At 72.6% G+C, this 19,525-nt stretch carries 15 protein-coding genes; all 15 read left to right on the top strand.

Annotated elements, in window-relative coordinates:
- Window positions 1–135 precede the first annotated feature (135 nt).
- On the top strand, window positions 136–1,818 hold the full coding sequence (locus tag WMF45_RS09275) for a response regulator (RefSeq protein WP_437716575.1): 1,683 nt from the start codon (window positions 136–138) through the stop codon (window positions 1,816–1,818).
- A gap of 71 nt (window positions 1,819–1,889) precedes the next feature.
- The gene (locus WMF45_RS09280) at window positions 1,890–4,043 is read left to right on the top strand and encodes a GYF domain-containing protein (RefSeq protein WP_437716576.1); all 2,154 of its coding nucleotides are present in this window, start codon (window positions 1,890–1,892) and stop codon (window positions 4,041–4,043) included.
- Window positions 4,044–4,141: 98 nt separating this feature from the next.
- Window positions 4,142–4,546, top strand: coding sequence for a cobalamin B12-binding domain-containing protein (locus WMF45_RS09285; protein WP_012234290.1), 405 nt, complete (start codon window positions 4,142–4,144; stop codon window positions 4,544–4,546).
- A 537-nt stretch (window positions 4,547–5,083) separates the two neighbouring features.
- Window positions 5,084–5,542, top strand: a complete 459-nt coding sequence (mraZ, locus tag WMF45_RS09290; protein WP_012234291.1) for a division/cell wall cluster transcriptional repressor MraZ — start codon at window positions 5,084–5,086, stop codon at window positions 5,540–5,542.
- Window positions 5,543–5,562: 20 nt separating this feature from the next.
- On the top strand, window positions 5,563–6,486 hold the full coding sequence (rsmH, locus tag WMF45_RS09295; protein WP_437555344.1) for a 16S rRNA (cytosine(1402)-N(4))-methyltransferase RsmH: 924 nt from the start codon (window positions 5,563–5,565) through the stop codon (window positions 6,484–6,486).
- Window positions 6,483–6,836: a hypothetical protein gene (locus tag WMF45_RS09300; protein WP_437716577.1), complete on the top strand. Its 354-nt coding sequence runs from the start codon at window positions 6,483–6,485 to the stop codon at window positions 6,834–6,836. Before rsmH ends, WMF45_RS09300 begins: the two co-directional genes overlap by 4 nt.
- Entirely contained in the window at window positions 6,833–8,920 is a 2,088-nt protein-coding gene (locus WMF45_RS09305) for a penicillin-binding protein (RefSeq protein WP_437716578.1), read from the top strand. Before WMF45_RS09300 ends, WMF45_RS09305 begins: the two co-directional genes overlap by 4 nt.
- Complete coding sequence (locus tag WMF45_RS09310; protein WP_437716579.1) at window positions 8,917–10,521, top strand: UDP-N-acetylmuramoyl-L-alanyl-D-glutamate--2,6-diaminopimelate ligase; 1,605 nt, start codon at window positions 8,917–8,919, stop codon at window positions 10,519–10,521. Before WMF45_RS09305 ends, WMF45_RS09310 begins: the two co-directional genes overlap by 4 nt.
- The gene (gene mraY, locus WMF45_RS09315) at window positions 10,518–11,648 is read left to right on the top strand and encodes a phospho-N-acetylmuramoyl-pentapeptide-transferase (RefSeq protein ID WP_012234296.1); all 1,131 of its coding nucleotides are present in this window, start codon (window positions 10,518–10,520) and stop codon (window positions 11,646–11,648) included. The genes WMF45_RS09310 and mraY overlap by 4 nt, the downstream gene beginning before the upstream one ends.
- A 4-nt stretch (window positions 11,649–11,652) precedes the next feature.
- Window positions 11,653–13,023: a UDP-N-acetylmuramoyl-L-alanine--D-glutamate ligase gene (murD, locus tag WMF45_RS09320; protein WP_437716580.1), complete on the top strand. Its 1,371-nt coding sequence runs from the start codon at window positions 11,653–11,655 to the stop codon at window positions 13,021–13,023.
- Complete coding sequence (gene ftsW / locus WMF45_RS09325; RefSeq protein ID WP_437716581.1) at window positions 13,020–14,345, top strand: putative lipid II flippase FtsW; 1,326 nt, start codon at window positions 13,020–13,022, stop codon at window positions 14,343–14,345. Before murD ends, ftsW begins: the two co-directional genes overlap by 4 nt.
- Entirely contained in the window at window positions 14,339–15,556 is a 1,218-nt protein-coding gene (murG, locus tag WMF45_RS09330; RefSeq protein WP_437716582.1) for an undecaprenyldiphospho-muramoylpentapeptide beta-N-acetylglucosaminyltransferase, read from the top strand. The genes ftsW and murG overlap by 7 nt, the downstream gene beginning before the upstream one ends.
- Complete coding sequence (murC, locus tag WMF45_RS09335; protein ID WP_437716583.1) at window positions 15,556–16,965, top strand: UDP-N-acetylmuramate--L-alanine ligase; 1,410 nt, start codon at window positions 15,556–15,558, stop codon at window positions 16,963–16,965. Before murG ends, murC begins: the two co-directional genes overlap by 1 nt.
- Complete coding sequence (locus tag WMF45_RS09340) at window positions 16,962–17,978, top strand: FtsQ-type POTRA domain-containing protein (RefSeq protein WP_437716584.1); 1,017 nt, start codon at window positions 16,962–16,964, stop codon at window positions 17,976–17,978. Before murC ends, WMF45_RS09340 begins: the two co-directional genes overlap by 4 nt.
- A 129-nt stretch (window positions 17,979–18,107) precedes the next feature.
- The gene (gene ftsA / locus WMF45_RS09345) at window positions 18,108–19,430 is read left to right on the top strand and encodes a cell division protein FtsA (RefSeq protein WP_437298720.1); all 1,323 of its coding nucleotides are present in this window, start codon (window positions 18,108–18,110) and stop codon (window positions 19,428–19,430) included.
- The last annotated feature ends 95 nt before the right edge of the window (window positions 19,431–19,525 follow it).

The following is a 19,525-nucleotide window of genomic DNA, read 5'->3' on the forward strand; positions in this document are numbered from 1 at the left end:
CGACCCGGCCGTATGCCCGAGCCGCCGGCGCACGAGCCCGAGCCGGTCGTGTAGGTCGGATGGCCGCCTTCGCGCGCGGGTCGCGTGCTTGCCCGCGCATTCCTCGTCCATTAGCCTTCGAACTCGGCCCGCGGAATGACGCAAGACGCCAACAAGAAGCCGCTCGGACGCATCCTCCTGCAGCAACGGGCGGTCACCCAGCCCCAGCTCGAACAGGCGCTCCTCGACGCGCGCGCGAAGGGGGTGCCCCTCGCCACGAACCTCATCGAGAGCGGCACGGTCTCCGAGGTCGCTGCGCTGAAGGCCCTCTCCGAGCAGAGCGGCGTTCCTGGCATCGATCTCAACCAGGTCTGCATCAAGCTGAGCGATCTCTCCATCCTCCCCCGCGAGATCGCCGCCAAGCACAAGCTCCTTCCCGTGCTCGTGCGCGAGGATCGCATCCTCGTGGCCATGGCCGCGCCCGCCGACAAGAAGGTGATCGACGAGCTCGAGTTCGTGACCGGCAAGCGCGTCTTCCCGTACATCGCGCTCGCGGGCCCCCTCGTGCGGACCATCGCGGCCGCCTACGACATGAAGGAGCAGGGCGAGCCGTTCTACGTGGGCGCCAAGTGCCCGCCCGAGGTGCTGAAGCGGGCCGGGCTCGGCTCCACGGCGTCGTCCGCCTCCGAGGCGCCGCCCGCGCCACCGCCAGCCCCTGCGCAGCCCGCGCCGCGCCGGCCCGCGTCCGCCGTGCCCCCGGCGACGGCGGCCCAGGCCCCGGTGGCCCAGGCCCCTGCGGCGCCTGCTCCCAGCGCCGCCCCGCCGCCGCCGCGGCCCGCGCCGGAGCGCCCGCGCGACGACGCGGAGATCTCGTTCGCCGATCTCACCGACGAGCCGAGCCCGCCTGCTGCCCCGTCGCCGGCCCGCCTCTCCTCGGCGGGGCCGCCGCTCGTCGTCGACGACGCCATGCGGAGGGCGGCGGCGGCCGACGAGCTCACGGACACGGATTTCGGCACCGCAGACCGCGATCTCTCCGTCGTCGAGTCGCTCCCGGGCGCAGGCAAGGCGCCGCAGGGCGATCAGACGACGATCCTGGTCGTCGACGACGAGCCGGAGATCCGGAAGCTGCTCCGTCGCATCTTCGAGGAGCGCGGGTACCGCGTGGAGGAGGCCGATCGCGGGCTCCTCGCGCTGCGCATGGTCAAGGAGAATCCGCCCGACGTGATGATCCTCGACGCCATGCTGCCGGAGGTGCACGGCTTCGACATCGCCCGCCGCATGAAGGGCACCCAGCGCTACGGCCACATCCCGATCATCATGATCTCGGCCGTCTACCGCGGGTGGCGGTTCGCTGAGGACCTGAAGTCGAGCTACGGCGTGGAGGCCTACATCGAGAAGCCCTTCCGCGTCGCCGACGTCGTTGCCGCCGTGGAGAACGCGCTCCAGGCGCGCTCGATCCGCGGCGATCAGGACCGGATCTCGGCGGAGGCGGAGCGCCTCCTCGCCGCGGGGATCGCGGCGTATCGCGCGGGCGATTTCGACAAGGCCGTGCGGCACCTCCGCGAGGGCACGGCGATCGACCCGCTCGCGTACCGGCTGCACTTCCACCTCGGCCTGCTCTACGGCAAGCAGGGGCAGCTCTACGACGCCATCCAGGAGCTGGAGACGGCGCTGCACATCAACGGCAAGCACTTCCCCGCGCTGAAGAACCTCGCCGTGCTCTATCAGAAGGCCGGGTTTCGCAACAAAGCCATCGAGACCTGGGAGCGCGCGCTGGGCGTCGCCCCCGATGACCCGACGCGGCAATCGATCAAGGAGCACCTGCTCGGGCTGCTCTGACCGCCTACCCCATGTCGTCTGGGGCCAAGCTGTCGTAGACTGCGCCATTCCACCGGCAGGCGCGTCCTTGGATGAAATTCATCTGCGATAACTGCAAGGCCAAGTACCAGATCGGTGACGAGAAGGTCGCCGGCAAGATGGTGCGGATGCAGTGCCGGCGATGCGGGCACCTCATCCAGGTCAGCGCGAGCGTCACCGAGAGCTCCGTGGCGCGTGCTCTCCCGGTCGAGCCGCCGCGCGAGGCGGGCGACGATGCGCACGTCGCCCCTCCGAGCGACGAGGCGCCGGCGGCGAACGGGGGCGCGGCGAGCCCGTTGAAGCCGCCGCTGGCTTCGTCTCTGGGTCACGGCGCCGCGCCTGCGCCGCCCCGGCCGGCATCGCAGGCCCTGCCGCGCCCGGCGGGCGCTCCTCGACCTCCGGTCGCGCCGCGCGCCGTCCCCGGACCGGCGTCGAGCCCGCGTCCGGCGACCGCACCGCAGGCCTCCCCGGCAGCCCGGGCTGTCCAGCCGGCGCCCGCGGCGCCGGCTCGTTCCCCTGCGCCTGCCGCCAGGGCGGCGGAGCCCACGCCGCCGGCGGGGGCCGCCGGCGCGTTCACGCGCGCGATGTCCAATGACCGCCCGCTCGGGAAGGCGCCGGCCGTGCGCACCACGGCGAGCGAGGACTGGTACGTCGGGGTCGGCGGCGTCCCGCTCGGCCCGGTGCGGCTCTCGGTCATTCGCGACAAGGCGCTCGCCGGCGCGGTGGACGGCGAGTCGCTCGTCTGGCGCGAGGGCTTCGATGAGTGGCTGCCTCTCAAGAATTTCCCGGAGCTGCTCGAGATCGTCACGCAGGCTCAGTCCACCCGCCTGTCCCCGCCCGCGCGCCGCATCAGCACCACGGGCTCCTCTGTCGGTCAGCCGCAGGCGTCTCCGTCGGCGAAGGCGCCCTCCTCGTCGAGGGGCCCTGCGCTCGCGGGGGCCGTGCCCGCGCGCCCGGCGACGCGCGAGCCGGAGCCTCCTGGCCTGAACGAGCAGGCCCCGGCGGTCGCCGCCTTCACCGCGGCGGGGACGCCCGCTGTGTCGGCCCCGCTTCCCGTGCCGGTCGCGTCGGCTGCGTCGGTTACGTCCGTTGCGTCCGTTGCGCGCGTCACCCCGGTTGCGCCAGCAGCGAGCGCGCCGGCCGCATGGCCAGGCGCGCCGGCAGGCGCCGGGCGGACCCACGCCGCGGGCGCTGCGCCGGTCGAGGTGCTCACCGATCCCTTCGCGGCCGATCGGACGGCCCCCGTCGCGTTCGCGCCCGGACCCGAGCTGGCCGCGTCCGCCTCGACCGAGCTCGCTCGTGGGGCCGGCGGCCTGGCCGCGGGCGGGTCGCCCTCTGCGGCGGCGCCCGCGGGTGGCCTGGCCGCTGGGGTAGCGCGCTCTGCGACGGCGCCAGCAGGCGGAAGTTTGACCGCGGGGGGCTCGCCCGCCGCGCCGGCAGGGGCCCTCTCCGCCGCGGAGCCCGCACCTCTGGTGGGCACGCCTGGCAGCCTGGTGGAGACGGTCGCGCCAAGGCGGAGATCGGGCATGAGCCCGCTCGCATACGCCTTCATCGCCATGGCAGCGGCGTTCGGTGGCGTCTCCGCTTTCGTCCTGCTCTCCCCGAAGCCGCAGCCCGTGCAGGTCGTGACCGCCGCCCCGCCGCAGAGCCAGCCGGCCGATTTGCCCACGGCGGCCCCGCCGCCGCCGCCGCCCGTCGAGCCGGACGCACCTGCGCCGGCCGAGACGGCTTCCGCCCGGCCAGAGGTCGCTTCGACGGGCAAGGCGGGCGGCGTCGCGAGCCAGCGCCCTCCGCCGGACAAGCCGGTCGCTCCATCGGCCTCTGCTCAGCTCGACCGGTCCGGGTTCGGCGCCGGGGTCCCCGGTCCCTCGTCAGGGCCGGGCAGCCAGGGGACCAGCGCCGCTTTGACCCCGCTTTCCCAGGGGGAGATCTCCGGCGTCGTCGAGTCGAACCGCCCCAGCGTCCGCCGCCACTGCTGGCAGCCCGCCCTCGACGCGCGCGCCAGCAACGCGGCCAGCACCGCCAGGGTCTCCGCTTCGGTGGTCATCGCCGCGTCGGGCGCCGTCCAGTCCGTCTCGGCCGGCGGGTCGGAGAAGGATTACCCCGGCCTGTCGAGCTGCATCGCCTCCCGGATCAAGTCCTGGCGGTTCCCTCCTTCCTCGGGTTCGACCCCCGTGACGATTCCGTTCGTCTTCGCCGCGCAGTAAGCCGGCTGCTCAGCAAGGATGCACCCCTGCGGAGCGAAGGCCGCTCGATCGGGCGCTTCGCTTTACGTCTGCCCAGGCAGGCGGTAATCGACGCGCTCATGGCAGAGCGCAAAGTCCGAATCCTCGTGGCGAAGCCCGGCCTGGACGGCCACGACCGCGGCGCCAAGGTGGTCGCCAGGGCACTCCGCGATGCGGGCTTCGAGGTGGTCTACACGGGCCTGCACCAGACCCCCGACATGATCGCCTCCGCCGCCGTGCAGGAGGACGTCGACGCCGTGGGGCTGTCGATCATGTCCGGAGCGCACAACACCCTCTTCCCCGCGGTTATCGAAGCGCTCCGGAGCCGCGGGGCCGAGGACATCGTGGTGTTCGGTGGGGGCATCATCCCGGACGAGGACATCGCGCGGCTCCAGAACGCCGGCGTGAAGGGCGTCTTCACCCCCGGGACCACCCTGAAGAGCATCGTGGAGTGGGTCCAGACCAACGTGACCCCCCACAGCTGACCGCCGCCGCGGGGCGCCTCCCCACTCTCCCCCACCGCGGGGCGCCTCCCCACTCTCCCCCATCGCGGGGCGCCTCTCCGCTCTCCCCCACCGCGCGCCTCCCCCGCCCGGTCTCACCCCAGCCACAGTCTCGCTGAGCCCGCCCGGTAACACGGCTACGCACCCGTTCGCCCGACCGCGAATCGACGTGCTCAGGGCGGCGATCCGTCTTGCTTGCTTTCCGTCTTGCCAGCGTCCGCCCGACGCGTTCCAGCCCACCTCCGAGCGGCTCCCCACTTCCTCCCACGGCCCTGCCGGTGAGCAATTTATCGATAAATCGCGCTGTTTTGTGGGGTGCGACCTTGGGGGTTTATGTCCTACATAGGTGGCGGATGAGGTCCAGAAATCTCCCAAACTGTTGACACTCGGCACCTCACTCCGTAGCGTGGCGGAGCTTCGTGGGAAGAAGTGGCAGAGAATGTCACGACGCGGCGTGCGCCCGGTGGAGCAACGCGTCGCCAACCCCTCGGCGGGACGGACCAGCCGGAGCTGGGGTCGATGAGCACGATGTTTCGCGGTCACTTCGAGCACGCGATCGACGCGAAGGGGCGCACGAGCCTCCCTTCGCGCTTTCGGGACGTGCTCGCGGCCGCGAACGACCTGCGGATGGTGATCACCCCGGCCCTCTTCGACCCCTGCCTGCACGCGTATCCGATGAAGGCCTGGGAAGAGCTGGAGGCGAAAATTGCAGCACTTCCGCAATTTGATTCGAACGTTGTCGCCTTCCGGCGCCGTTACCTGTCCGCGGCCGTCGAGTGTGACCTTGACAAGCAGGGCCGGATCCTCATCCCGCCGTCCCTCCGCGAGCACGCGGACCTCACGAAGGACGTGCTGTGGGCGGGCATGGGCCAGACGATCGAGCTCTGGTCGCAGGAACGGTGGAAGGCCGCTCAGCAGATGAGCGAGGTCGAGCTTCAGAGCTTCAAGAACGCAATCGCGGAGCAGTTCCGCCTATGAACGTCGTCAATGTAGTCCCCATGCACCTGCCTCCTCCGCCGCCGCGCCCGCGCGGCGAGCAGCACGTCTCCGTCCTCGGCCGCGAGGTGCTCGCCGCGCTCTCGCCGGTCAGCGAGGGCGTCTATGTCGACGCCACGCTCGGCGCCGGCGGCCACACCGCGACGATCCTCGAGACGCCGGGCGCCCGGGTCATCGGGATCGATCGCGACGAGCGCGCCCTCGCCATCGCGCGCGCCCGGCTCGCCCGCGCGGGGGATCGGGTGACCTACGTTCACGGCGAGTTCTCCGAGATCGAGCGGCACCTCGCGGCCCTCGGCGTCCCGCAGGTGGACGGCCTCCTGGCCGACATCGGCGTGAGCTCCATGCAGCTCGACGACCCGGGCCGCGGCATGAGCTTCCGCGCGGAGGGGCCGCTCGACATGCGGATGGACCCGAGCCGCGGCGAGACGGCGCTCGAGCTCATCGAGCGGCTCAGCGACGAGGAGCTCGCGGATCTCATCTACCGCTACGGCGAGGAGCGCCGCAGCCGGAGGGTCGCGCGCTGCATCAAGCAGGCGGCGGACAGCGGCGAGCTCGTGACGACGCTCGACCTGCGGCGCGCCGTGGTGCGCGCCGTCGGGCCGGCGCGCATCGGCGGCGTCGATCCGGCGACGCGCACGTTCCAGGCGCTGCGCATCGCGGTGAACGGAGAGCTCGACCAGCTCGAAGCGCTGCTCGAGGCGGCGCCCAGGATCATCGCGCCGGGCGGCGTGCTCGCCGTGATCTCGTTCCACTCGCTCGAGGACCGCATCGTCAAGCGCGCGCTGCGCGAGCCCGAGGTCTGGGAGCCGCTGACGAAGAAGCCGGTGACCGCGGGTGACGACGAGGTCGAGGGCAATCCGAGGGCCCGCAGCGCAAAGCTCCGCGCCGCGCGGCGCGTGGGCGGGGCGGAGGCGCTCGCGTGACGCAGCAGCGTCCGTTCCTCATCCTGTGGACGCTCGCGGTGGCCGCGACGGTGGCGGCCTTCGTCGTGCACCTCGCGCTGCGCGGGCGCACGGTCGACCTGGGCTACAAGCTCGGGCGGGCGCGCGCCGAGCAGGCGCGGCTGCGTGAGGTCAAGCGGGTGCTTTCGCTCGAGGCGGCCAGCTACGAGACGCCCCAGCGCGTGGAGATGGTCGCCCGCTCGCTGCTCGGCATGACGCCGCCCCCGCCCGAGCGCGTGATCCCGGTGCGGGGCTACTCGGCGCCGCCCGGCGAGCGCGAGCCCGAAGGCGAGGAGTCCGGCGGCGCGCCGCCGAGCGGAGCGCAGCCGTGAAGAACCTCGATCCCCGGCGCGCGCGGTGGATCCGCATCCGCATGGGGCTGCTCTGCGGCCTCATGGCGCTCGGCCTGGGCGGCGTCGTGTCCGGCGCCTACCGCATCGAGGTCGAGGACGGGGACGCGTGGTACGACCTCGCCGAGCGGCAGCGCCAGCGGCGGCTCCACATCACGCCGAAGCGCGGCACCATCTACGACCGGAACGGCGCGCCGCTCGCGGAGAGCGTGGAGGTGCCCAGCGTCTCCGTGGACGCGGTCGAGATGCTCCGCGGCATCGAGGAGAAGTACGTCCCGATGCGGATCCAGCAGTACGCCGAGCGCATCGCGCAGGCGCTCTCGCTGCCGCTCGAGGAGGTCGTGGAGAAGCTCAGCCGGAGGCGCCGCTTCGCGTGGCTCAAGCGCCGCATCTCCGAGCAGGAGGTCGAGAACGTCCGCGCGCTCGGGGACAGGACGCAGCGCTACCCGGTGCGCGGGCTCGTGATCGAGGGCGAGGGGCGCCGCTTCTACCCGAACCGCGAGCTCGCCGGCCCGCTGCTCGGCTTCGTCGCCACCGACGGCGAGGGCAAGGAGGGGATCGAGCTGAGCCTGGAGCACGAGCTCCGCGGCAACGCGTCCGAGGTGCGCGGGCTCCGCGATCGCTCGGGCCGGCTCATCTTCTCCGAGGGGATCGAGGACGAGCAGGCGCTCGCCGGGCACAACGTCCACCTGACGATCGACAAGGGCATCCAGTTCACCGCCGAGCGCGAGCTCGAGGCGGCGATGAAGACCTACGAGGCGCTCGGCGGATCGATCGTGGTCGTCGATCCGGAGAGCGGCGAGATCCTCGCCATGGCGAGCGCTCCGGGCTTCAACCCGAACGACTACTCGCAGAGCGATCCGGGGTCCCGGCGCAACCGCTGCGTCGTCGATCGCTTCGAGCCCGGCTCCACGATGAAGGTGTTCGCCATCGCGAGCGCGATCGCGGCGAAGAGCGTCTCCCCGAGCGCGACCATCTACTGCGAGGAGGGGAACATGGCGATCGACAACGTCGTGATCCACGACACGCACATTCACAAGTGGCTGTCGGTGCCGCAGATCCTCGCCCAGTCGTCCAACATCGGCACGGCGAAGATCGCGCTCGGGCTCGGCGAGCAGCGGCTCTACGAGGGCTTCCGGCGGTTCGGCTTCGGGGACCTGACCGGCGTGCCGCTGCCGGGCGAGTCCGTGGGCGTGCTGCGGCCGCGCGGCCGCCCGTGGGTCCAGGTCGAGACGGCGGCGGCCTCGTTCGGGCAGGGGATCAGCGTGACCACGCTCCAGCTGGCGATGGCCGCGGCGGCGATCGCCAACCACGGGCGGCTGCTCGAGCCGATCCTGATCAAGCGGGTCACCGACGGCACGGGCGTCACGCTGTCGGAGCCGTCGCCGCGCGTGCGCCGCGACGCGGTGCCGGCGCCGATCGCGCGGATGATGTCGGAGATGCTCGTCGCGGTGACGGAGGGGGACGGGACCGGCGTCGAGGCCGCGATCCCGGGGTTCCGCGTCGCGGGGAAGACGGCCACCGCGCAGAAGATCGATCCCGCGACGGGCAAGTACACCGACACCCACTACGTCGCGTCGTTCGTCGGGTTCGTCCCGGCCAAGCGGCCTCGGATCGCCATCGCGGTGGTGCTCGATGAGCCGATGGGCGGCACGTACGCCGGCGGCTCGGTCGCGGCGCCCGTCTTCCGTCGGGTCGGTGAGATGGCGCTGCGCTACCTGGGCGTTACCCCGCGCGGGAGCGTGCCGATGAAGCTGTCGGAGATCAGCGAGCAGTCGGGGGAGGACCTCGCGGCGAGCACCTACCAGGTGCTGAGCGAGGCGCGCGCCGCGGCCGCGCCGATCTCGACGGGGGTGGTCACGCCGTCCGCGCCGCTCAAGGCGGGGGAGCTGCGCGTCCCCGATCTGACGGGGCTGCCGCAGCGCGAGGCCGTGAAGAGCGCCGCCGCGCTCGGGCTCGATCCGAGCGTCGAGGGCACGGGGCGGCTCGCGCGCCAGGAGCCTCCGCCCGGGACCGTGCTGCCCAAGGGATCGCCCCTGAAGCTCATCTTCGAGCCCCCCACATGACGGAGCACGATCACAAGGAAGCCAGCCTGGCCGAGGTCGAGCTCGCGCTCCGCCTCGGCGACGTGCTGCTCGAGATCCCGGGCGCCGCGCTCTCTCCGGCGGGCGCCGCGGACATGGTCGTGACGGGCGTGCACCTCGACTCGCGCAAGGTGGGGCAGGGGGACATCTTCGTCGCGCGCGCGGGCGCGCGCGCTCACGGCGAGCGCTTCATCCCCGAGGCCGTGGCGCGCGGCGCGCGGGCGGTGATCGTCGCCCGCGGGAGCGCGGCCGACACGCTCGGCGCCGCGCGCGTCGAGGTCCCGGACGTGCCGCTCGCGCTCGCCCAGGCTGCCGCCGTGGTCTACGGACACCCGACCTTCACGCTCGAGGTCGTCGGCATCACCGGTACGAACGGCAAGACGACGACGGCCCACCTCGTCCAGGCCTGCATCGATCGGTGCGGCGGCCAGGCCGGGATCGTCGGGACGCTCGGCTACCGCTTCGGCGATCTCGACGTCCACGCCTCGCACACGAGCCCCGAGGCGGACGAGCTCGCCCGCGTAGCCGCCGCGATGGTCGCCCGCGGCGCGACGCACCTCGTGATGGAGGTGTCATCGATCGCGCTCGCGGCGAAGCGCGTCGACGCGGTCCGGTTCCGGATCGCCGTCTTCACGAACCTCACGCAGGATCACCTCGACTACCACGGCACGATGGAGGCGTACGCGGCGGCGAAGGCGCGCCTGTTCGTGGATCTCGGCCCCGGCGCCGCGGTCATCAACGTCGACGATCCCTTCGGGCGGCAGCTCGTCGAGATGCTCGCCCCCAGCGGGCTCTCGCGCCCGACCGCGGCGACGCTCGCGCGCTACTCGGCGGAGGTGGGCGCGGGCCCGGACGCCGCGGAGATCGCCCCCGTCGAGCTCGCGCACAGCGCGAGCGGCACGTTCATCCGCGCCCGCACGCCCGTCGGCGAGGTCACCATCCGCTCCCACCTGCTCGGCGCGCACAACGCGTCGAACCTGCTCGCCGCCCTCGCCGTGGCCTACCTGCTCGGGTTCGACGTCGGTGACGCCGCCGCGGCGCTCTCGTCTCCGATCCAGGTCGCGGGCCGCCTGGAGCGCTGTGACACCCCCGGCGCCGACGATGTGATCGTGCTCGTCGACTACGCGCACACGCCGGACGCGCTGGCGCGCGTGCTCGCGAGCGTGCACGCCCTCGGCGGCGGGCGCGTCCTCTGCGTCTTCGGGTGCGGCGGCGACCGCGACCCGCTGAAGCGGCCGCAGATGGGCGAAGCGGTCGGCCGCGCCGCCGACGTCGCCATCGTCACCAACGACAACCCGCGGAGCGAGGACCCGCGCGCGATCGCCGACGCCATCCTGCCGGGGCTCGCCGCCGGGCGCGCGCGCGTCGTCGTCGAGCTCGATCGGGCGCGCGCGATCGAGCTCGCGGTGCTCGACGCCGAGCCGGGGGACGTGGTCCTCATCGCCGGCAAGGGCCACGAGCCGTACCAGATCATCGGCGGCGTCACGCTGCCGTTCGACGATCGCGACGAGGCGCGGCGCGCGCTCGCCGCGCGCCGCGCGCGGGCCCTCGGCGAGCGGCCGGCGCACGGAGGTGCGGGGTGATCTACGAGCTCTTCTACCCGCTCAAGTTCCACTACGGCTGGCTGAGCTGGCTCAACGTCCTCCGCTACATCCCGTTCCGCACGATCATGGCGACGATCACCGCCATGGTGCTGACTTTCGTGCTCGCGCCGTGGTTCATCCGCGAGCTCCGGCGCAAGCAGATCGGGCAGGTGGTCCGCGCCGAGGGGCCGGAGACGCACAAGATCAAGGCGGGCACGCCGACGATGGGCGGCGCCCTCATCCTGCTCTCCCTGCTGCTCCCCACCGTGCTGTGGGCCGACCTCAGGAACCCCTTCGTCCTCGCGACGACGGCCGTCACCGCGGGCTACGGCGTCATCGGCTACCTGGACGACTTCCTCAAGATCAAGCGGCGGAACAGCGGCGGCCTGCCCGGGCGCTACAAGCTCATCGGCCAGGTGCTGATCGGCGGCGCGGCCGTGGCCTACACGTTCCTGCTCGCGTCCAAGCTCCCGCCGGACTGGGCGGAGATCAGGACGCGGCTCGCGATCCCGTTCGTCGCGTTCTCGAAGTACCCGATCGAGCTGCCGCTCTACGTCTACATCCCGTTCGCCGTCTTCGTCGTGGTCGCCACGTCGAACGCCGTGAACCTCACCGACGGCCTCGACGGCCTCGCGATCGGCCCGGTGATCATCAACGCGGGGACCTACCTCATCCTCGCGTACATCGTCGGCGCCTCCATCGCGAGCTTCTCGCTCGCGACCTACCTCGACATCCCGGCGATCGCGTCGGCCGGCGAGCTGTCGGTGTACTGCGGCTCGGTCATCGGCGCGGGGATCGGGTTCCTTTGGTACAACACGTACCCCGCCCAGGTCTTCATGGGGGACGTCGGGTCGCTCGCCCTCGGAGGCGGGCTCGGGATGCTCGCCGTCTTCACCAAGAACGAGCTCCTGTCGATCATCCTCGGGGGGATCTTCTTCATCGAGACGGTCAGCGTCATCACGCAGGTCCTCTCGTTCAAGCTCACCGGCAAGCGCGTCTTCTTGATGGCGCCGATCCACCACCACTACGAGAAGAAGGGGTGGGCGGAGCCCAAGATCATCGTCCGCTTCTGGATCATCTCCATCCTCCTGGCGCTGGTGTCCCTGGCGTCGATGAAGCTGCGGTGAGGGCATGATGGACGTCCGCGGGCGAACAGTGATCGTCGTGGGTCTCGGCCGGAGCGGCGTCGCGGCCTCGCGCCTCCTGAACGCGCGCGGCGCGCGCGTGATCGCGAACGACGGCGCGCCGCGCGAGCGGCTCTCCGCCGCGGCCGCGGCCCTCGAGGGCGAGGGCGTCGTCCTCGCGCCGGGAGGGCACGATCCGGCGCTGTTCGACGGCGCCGACCTCGTGGTCGTCTCGCCGGGCGTGCCGTCGTTTCCTGCGCTCGACGCCGTCGATCGCTCCGGGCGCGAGGTCATCGGCGAGCTCGAGCTCGCGTCGCGCTTCGTATCGGCGCCCGTCGTGCTCGTCGGCGGGACCAACGGCAAGAGCACGACGACGGCGCTCACGGGCGCGATGCTCGAGCGGGCCGGCCTCCGCACGTTCGTCGGCGGTAACTTCGGGACCCCCCTCGCCGAGGTCGTCGACGAGACGTGGGACGTCCTCGTCCTCGAGATCTCGAGCTTCCAGGCGGAGCGCGTGCCGACGCTGCACGCGCGCGCCCACGCGCTGCTGAACATCACGGACGATCACCTCGACCGCTACGCGAGCTTCGCGGCGTACGCCGACGCGAAGGGCAACCCGTTCGAGCGCATGACGTCCGACGATGTCGCGGTCGTTCCGTTCGGCGACGAGCTCGTCGCCCGCCAGGCGGCGCGCGGGCGCGCCCGCGTCGTGACGTTCAGCGCGCGCGACGCCCGCGCGGACGTGAGCGCCGCGGGGGACGCGATCGTCGATCGCGTCGCCGGCGCCCGCTACCCGCTGGATCGCGTGCGGCTCACGGGCGCGCACAACCTCGCGAACGCCTGCGCCTCCGTCGCGCTCGCCGCAGCGCTCGGCGCCCCCGCGGCGGCGATCGGCGACGCGCTCTCGATCTTCGAGGGGCTCGCGCACCGGACCGCGCTCGTCGCGGACGTGGACGGGGTCCGCTATTACGACGACTCGAAGGGGACGAACGTCGGCGCCTCCGTCGCCGCGCTCTCCGGCCTGCGCGAGGCGAAGGCCGTCCTGATCGCGGGCGGCCGCGACAAGCTCGGCGACTACGCCCCGCTCGTGTCCGCGCTGCGCGCGCGGGGGCGCGCCCTCGTCGTCCTCGGCGAGGCCGCGGACCGCATCGCCGGTGCGGCCGCCGGCGTCCTGCCGATCGCGCGGGCGGGCTCGATGGCGGAGGCGGTCCTCGCGGCGCGCTCCCTCGCCCGGCCGGGCGACGCGGTGCTGCTCAGCCCCGCGTGCTCCAGCTTCGACATGTTCCGCGACTACAAGGACCGCGGCGACGCCTTCGTCCGCGCGGTCCGCGAGCTGCAGGGAGCTGGCGGCGGGGCCGCCGGGGAGGTGGCGTCGTGACGTCGTGGAGCAGCGCGTTCGGCGCGCGCGCCGACGCACCCAAGAACCGGCACGTCGGGCCCCCGGACCAGGAGAAGGCGGCGCCGGGCGGGATCGCGGCGGCCGCCGAGGCCTTCTGGAAGGTGCGATCGAGCCCGTCGGGGCCGGTCGACGCGCTCCTCGCGGCGGTCGTCACGGCGCTCATCGGCTTCGGCGTGGTGATGGTCTACAGCGCCAGCGCCGTCGAGGCGACGGTCCGCTACAAGGACGCGCAGTTCTTCCTCAAGCGTCAGGCGGTCTACGCGGTCCTCTCGATCGCCACGATGTGGATCACGAGCCGCATCGATCACCGCCGCCTCAAGGTCCTCACGTACCCGGTGCTCATCACCGTCACCGGGATGCTCGTCGCCTGCGTGGCGGGGCTCGGCCACAAGGCCGGCAACGCCTACCGCTGGATCTCGCTCGGCCCTGTCCACGTGCAGCCGGCCGAGGTGGCGAAGCTCGGGATCGTGCTCTGGCTCGCCTATTCGCTGTCGAAGAAGGCCGAGCGCATCAAGTCGTTCTCCGTCGGCTTCCTCCCGCACCTCCTCGTCGTCGGGCTCTTGATGCTCCTCTGCCTCAAGCAGCCCGACTTCGGCAGCGCGGTCGTGCTGCTCTTCCTGACGTTCACGCTGCTGTTCGTGGCGGGCGCGCGCGTCCCGTACATCGCCGCGTTCTCCATGCTGCTGGCGTTCGCCGGCGCCGCGCTCGTTCGCTTCAGCGGGTACCGCTACGCGCGCTACCTCGCGTGGATCGACATGGACAACAACCGCGCGGACCTCGCCTACCAGCCGTTCCAGTCGGTCATGAGCTTCGGCTCGGGCGGGCTCTTCGGCCTCGGCCTCGGGCGAGGGCTGCAGGTGCTCTACCTGCCGGAGGCGCACACCGATTTCGTGTCCGCGATCGTCGGCGAAGAGCTCGGCTTCATCGGCATCCTCGGCCTGTGCGCGGCCTACCTCGTCATCGTCTCGCGGGGCGTGAAGATCGCCCTCGAGGCGGCCGACGACTACGGCAGCTTCATGGCGTTCGGCATCGCGACGCTCTTCGGGGTGCAGGCGATGACGAACCTCGCCGTCGCGATGGCGATCCTCCCCACGAAGGGGCTCACGCTGCCGTTCCTCAGCTATGGCGGCTCGTCGTTGCTCGTGAACGCCGCGGCCGCGGGCATCCTGCTCAGCATCAGCCGATCGCGGACCGTCGTGGCCCCCGAGAAGCGCGGCGAGGCGGGCGCTTCGCCCGTCCCGCACGCGCCGAGCGCGTCGGCCGTGGTCGCCGCGTCGGCCGAGGAGGGCGGCGCATGGTGACCGTGCTCATCGCCGGAGGCGGCACAGGCGGCCACGTCTTCCCGATGATCGCCGTGGGCGACGCCGTCCGCGCCGCGGCGCGCGACGAAGAAGCGCGCGTCGTCTACGTCGGCACCGCGCGCGGCATCGAGGTGCGCGTGATGGGCGAGCGCGGCGACAACCTCGAGCTGCTCCACGTCCTGCCGCTCCGCGGGGGCGGCCTCTCCGGCTTCGTGCGCGGCGCTGCCCGCGCGGGCAGCGTCCTCCCGGAGGCGAGGCGGCTCGTCGAGCGGCTCGACGCCCGCGTGGCGCTCTCGCTCGGCGGGTACGCCGGCGGACCGGTCTCCCTCGCGGCGCGCTCGCTCGGCGTTCCGGTCGCGATCCTGGAGCCGAACAGCGTCCTCGGGCTGTCGAACCGGCTGCTCGCGCCGATCGTCGATCGCGCGTACGTCGCCTTCCCGGAGACGGCGCGCGCGCTGCGCCCGAGCACCGTGCGCCTCTTCGGCGTCCCCCTCCGGCGCGCCTTCGCCCGCGCCCCGTACGCGCCGCGCGAAGGCGCGCTCCGCCTGCTGGTCCTCGGCGGCAGCCAGGGCGCGCTGGCGCTGAACGACGTCGTCCCTCGCGCGATCGCGCGAGGCCGCGAGCGCGGCGTCGACCTCGAGGTGGTGCACCAGACGGGCAGGGATCGCGAGGCCGCGGTCCGTTCGCTCTACGCCGAGCTCGGCCTCGAAGGCCGCGCGCGCGTCGTCCCGTTCATCGACGACGTGGCGGAGGCGCTCGCCGCGGCCGACGTCGTGATCGCCCGTGCGGGCGCGTCGACGCTCGCCGAGCTCTGCGCTGTCGGGCGCCCTTCAATCCTGATTCCGTACCCGTTCGCGGCCGACAACCACCAGCTGAGGAACGCGCAATCCCTCGAGCGGGCCTCCGCCGCGGTCGCGATCGCCCAGGGCGACGCCACCGAGATGCGCCTCGCCGACGAGATCGGCCGGCTCGCGGCCGCGCCGGCGCACCGGGCCCGCATGGCGGACGCGGCGGCGGCCTTCGCCACGCGGGACGCCGCGGCGCGCGTCGCCGCCGATCTGCTCGAGCTCGCGCGGGCTCCGCGCCACCGCGCGCTGCGCTTCCCCACCCTCGGAGGGCGCGCGGCGCGCGCTGGCGACGCGCAGCGCGGCGCCGTGACGAACCAGGCGGCGCCGCCCGGCGCTGGCCTCGGCTGGGAGGAGGCAGGCTGATGTTCCGCGGTCGCGTTCGCCACGTCCATTTCGTCGGCATCGGGGGCGTCGGGATGAGCGGCCTCGCCGAGATCCTGCGCTCGCTCGAGTTCGAGGTCTCCGGCTCGGATCTCAAGGAGAGCTCGACGACGCGGCGGCTCACGTCGCTCGGCGTCCGGATCGACATCGGCCACCGCGCCGAGAACGTCCGCGGCGTCGATGTCGTCGTGTACTCGAGCGCCATCCGCCCCGAGAACCCGGAGCTCACCGAGGCGCGCGCGCTCGGCACCCCGGTCATCGGGCGCGCGGAGATGCTCGCCGAGCTGATGCGCGTGAAGTACGGCGTCGCGATCGCGGGCTCGCACGGCAAGACCACCACGACCTCCCTGGTCGCCACGGTCCTGCGCGCCGCCGGCCTCGATCCCACCGTCGTCGTCGGCGGCAAGATGGCGGCGCTCGGCACGAACGCGCGGCTCGGCGCCGGTGACCTGCTCGTCGCCGAGGCCGACGAGAGCGACGGATCGTTCCTGCGGCTCACCCCGACGATCGCGGTGGTCACCAACATCGACCCCGAGCACCTCGATCACTACGGCACGCACGAGCGCATCAAGGACGCCTTCGTCGAGTTCGCCGCGCGCGTCCCCTTCTACGGGCTCGCCGTGCTCTGCCTCGACCACCCGCACGTCCAGGATCTGCTCCCGCGCATCCCGCGCCGCCACGTCACGTACGGCGTCTCGCCGCAGTCGGACTACTCGGCGCGCGGCATCCAGTTCCGCGGCCTCGAGACGAGCTTCAACGCGTACCGCCGGGGGGAGCCGCTCGGCGGCTTCACGGTGAAGATGCCGGGCGCGCACAACGTCCTCAACTGCCTCGCGACGATCGCGGTCGCGGACGAGCTCGAGGTGCCGCTCGACGTCACCAAGCAGGCGCTGGCCACGTTCGGCGGCGTCGCTCGCCGCTTCACCGTCGTCGGGTCGATCGGCGGCGTCACGATGATCGACGACTACGGCCACCACCCGGCCGAGATCCGCGCCACCATCGACGCGGCCCGCCGGGCGTTCCCCGGCGAGGATCACCGCGTCGTCGTGGCCTTCCAGCCGCACCGGCACACCCGCACGCGCGATCTCTTCGACGAGTTCACGCGCGCCTTCAACCAGGCCGACGTCCTGCTCGTCACGGACATCTACGCCGCGGGCGAGCCGCCGATCCCCGGCGTCACCGCGGAGCGCCTCGTCCAGTCGATCCGGGAGCACGGCCACCACGACGCGCGCTTCATCGCCGACAAGGCCGACCTCCCGGAGGCCCTCGAGAAGATCGCCCGGCCCGGCGACGTCGTCATCGCGCTCGGCGCGGGCGACGTGAACGCGTGCGTGCGGGGGCTCAAGGCGCGGCTCGAGGCGAAGTCGCCGCCGCAGGAGGGCAGCTCATGACCGAGCGTCCCAGCGCGCCCCCGCCGAACCGCCGCCGCTCGCTGCCGTCGGTGCCCGCGGCGCCGCCGGTCCGGGCGGCCTCGCGCGGCTCGAAGCCCGAGCCCGTGGCGGCGGTGCCGCCGAAGAACGAGCGCGTGCGCGCGTCGACCCCGCCGGCACACGAGTCGCCGGCCCCGCCCGCGACCAGCGTCTCCGTGCGCCCGCCGCGCCCGACGGCGAAGGAGGGCGCGCCCCCGGCGGCGCGCCCTCGGCGGCCCATCGCGCGCCACCTCCGCGCCCTGCAGCTGCTCGCGGGCGCCGCCGTCGTGCTCGTCGCATCGACCGCCGTCGCGTGGGGCGCGCGCCGCTACATCGTGTCGAGCCCTCGCTTCGCCGTGCGCACGGTGCTCGTCGACGGCGTCCAGCGCCGGACCGCTGAGCAGGTGGCCAGCTCCGGCGGCATCGAGGTGGGCAAGAACATCTTCACGCTCGATCTCGAGCTCGCCGGCGCCTCGATCGCCACCGACCCCTGGATCGAGAAGGCGACGGTCACGCGGAGGCTCCCCTCGACGATCCACGTCGACGTCGTCGAGCGGGAGGCGCAGGCCCTCGTCGCCATCGGCGGCGATCTCTACCTCGCGACGCGCGACGGCGAGCTCTTCAAGGAGCTCGCCGGCGACGACCCCGTCGACCTCCCGATCGTCACGGGGATCACCGGCGAACAGGTGGCGCGGGATCGCCCCGGCGTCGTCATCGCGGTCCGGCGCCTGCTCGACGTGGTCGAGGACCTGGAGCGCGCCGGCGTCGCGCGCCGCTATCCGACCCAGGAGCTCCACGTCGAGCGGGACGGGTCGATCGTCGTCACCATCGGGAAGGAGGCGATCTCGCTCCACCTCGGGCAGCCGCCCTACCGGGACAAGATCGCCCAGGCGTCGCGGGTGCTCACCGAGCTCGCCCAGCGAAAGGCGAACGCGTCGGTGATCTTCCTCGACAACGACGCGCACCCCGAGCGCGTCGTGGTGAGGATGAGATGAGCGCCGTCGCGCCCGCTCTCCGCGCCGGCGATCGCCGAGCAAAACTTGGCCGGTGTTGCTGGCTCATGGCAGCGTCGTGCCCGCCTTACACGCGCATGGGGCTCGTCCCCGCATGAGGTGGTGCACGCAATGAAGAGCCGGATGGAGACTACTGAGATCGTCGTCGGACTCGACATCGGGACGACCAAGGTCTCGGCGGTCGTTGGCGAGATCGACGCTGATGGGATCACCATCCTCGGGGTGGGCAACGTCCCGTGCCGCGGCCTGCGGAAGGGCGTGGTGAGCAACATCGACTGGACGGTGCGCTCGATCGCCGAGGCGATCGAGGCCGCCCAGACGATGGCGGGCGTCGAGATCCGCACCGTGTATGCCGGCGTCGCGGGCAGCCACATCCGCTGCCAGCAATCCGACGGCGTCGCCGCGGTCTCCGGCGGCGAGGTCACGCGGCTGGACGTCGAGCGCGTCCTCGAGGGCGCGCGGGCCATCCCTGTCGACGCCGATCGTCAGATCCTGCACGTCCTGCCGCGAGAGTTCACGGTCGACAACCAGGACGGCATCCGCGATCCGGTCGGGATGAGCGGCGTCCGGCTCGGCGTGAAGGTGAACCTGATCACGGCCGCGACCTCGTGCGTGCAGAACGTCGTCCGCTGCGCGGAGCGCTGCGGCCTCACCGTGGCCGACGTGGTGCTGGAGCCGCTCGCCAGCGCCGAGGCGGTGCTCTCCGAGGACGAGAAGGAGATCGGCGTCGCCATCATCGACATCGGCGGCGGTACGACGGACCTGCTCCTCTACGTGGACGGCGGAATCGCGCATGCCAGCGTGATCCCGGCGGGCGGCAACAACGTGACGGCCGACATCGCCGCCGGGCTGCGCACGCCGATGGGCGAGGCCGAGCGCCTGAAGCGAAACGCCGGCTGCGCCCTGGGCCGAATGGTGGGCGACGAGGAGGAGATCGAGGTCCCCGGCGTCGGCGGGCACCTGCCGCGCAAGGCGGCGCGCCGCGTCCTGTCGGACATCATCGAGCCGCGCGTCGAGGAGATCTTCGCGGTCATCCGCAAGCGGATCGAGGACACCGGGATGCTCGAGCAGCTCTCGGCCGGCGCGGTGGTCACCGGCGGCGGCGTCCTCATGGAAGGGATGACAGAGTTCGCCGAGGAGATCCTCGGGATGCCCGTGCGCCTCGGCGTGCCGGTCGGCGTGCGAGGCATCACGCAGCTGGTGGCCGGCCCGCAGTACGCGACGGGCGTGGGCCTCGTTCAGTACGGCGCCAACGCACTCGCGCAGGCGCGCGCGCTCACGCCGGTGACGCTCGACGCCGGCCACGCCGGGCGCGCGGAGATCCGTCGCGAGAAGCTCCGCGAGCGCGAGTCGCGTCGAGATGTCGTCGAAGAAATGGCGATTGAAAAGAGGTCGAGCGGGAGGTTCTGGAACTGGCTTCGAGCAGCATTCTAGGCATGACGTGGCCAGAGAAAGTTGTTAGAGAATTGGGTTTGAGAGGGTCCGATAGCGCACTGGCGATCCCTCTTGAATTCGAAGTCAAGAGGGTT

Origin of the sequence: Sorangium sp. So ce448 (assembly GCF_051520915.1) — a bacterium.
Lineage (GTDB): Bacteria > Myxococcota_A > Polyangia > Polyangiales > Polyangiaceae > Sorangium > Sorangium cellulosum_B.

Excerpts from the sequence above, each read along its gene's own strand:
- WMF45_RS09275 (WP_437716575.1), top strand. The coding sequence starts at position 136 with ATGACGCAAGACGCCAACAAGAAGCCGCTCGGACGCATCCTCCTGCAG.
- WMF45_RS09280 (WP_437716576.1), top strand. The coding sequence starts at position 1,890 with ATGAAATTCATCTGCGATAACTGCAAGGCCAAGTACCAGATCGGTGAC.
- WMF45_RS09285 (WP_012234290.1), top strand. The coding sequence starts at position 4,142 with ATGGCAGAGCGCAAAGTCCGAATCCTCGTGGCGAAGCCCGGCCTGGAC.
- mraZ (WP_012234291.1), top strand. The coding sequence starts at position 5,084 with ATGAGCACGATGTTTCGCGGTCACTTCGAGCACGCGATCGACGCGAAG.
- rsmH (WP_437555344.1), top strand. The coding sequence starts at position 5,563 with ATGCACCTGCCTCCTCCGCCGCCGCGCCCGCGCGGCGAGCAGCACGTC.
- WMF45_RS09310 (WP_437716579.1), top strand. The coding sequence starts at position 8,917 with ATGACGGAGCACGATCACAAGGAAGCCAGCCTGGCCGAGGTCGAGCTC.
- murD (WP_437716580.1), top strand. The coding sequence starts at position 11,653 with ATGATGGACGTCCGCGGGCGAACAGTGATCGTCGTGGGTCTCGGCCGG.
- murG (WP_437716582.1), top strand. The coding sequence starts at position 14,339 with ATGGTGACCGTGCTCATCGCCGGAGGCGGCACAGGCGGCCACGTCTTC.
- murC (WP_437716583.1), top strand. The coding sequence starts at position 15,556 with ATGTTCCGCGGTCGCGTTCGCCACGTCCATTTCGTCGGCATCGGGGGC.
- WMF45_RS09340 (WP_437716584.1), top strand. The coding sequence starts at position 16,962 with ATGACCGAGCGTCCCAGCGCGCCCCCGCCGAACCGCCGCCGCTCGCTG.
- ftsA (WP_437298720.1), top strand. The coding sequence starts at position 18,108 with ATGAAGAGCCGGATGGAGACTACTGAGATCGTCGTCGGACTCGACATC.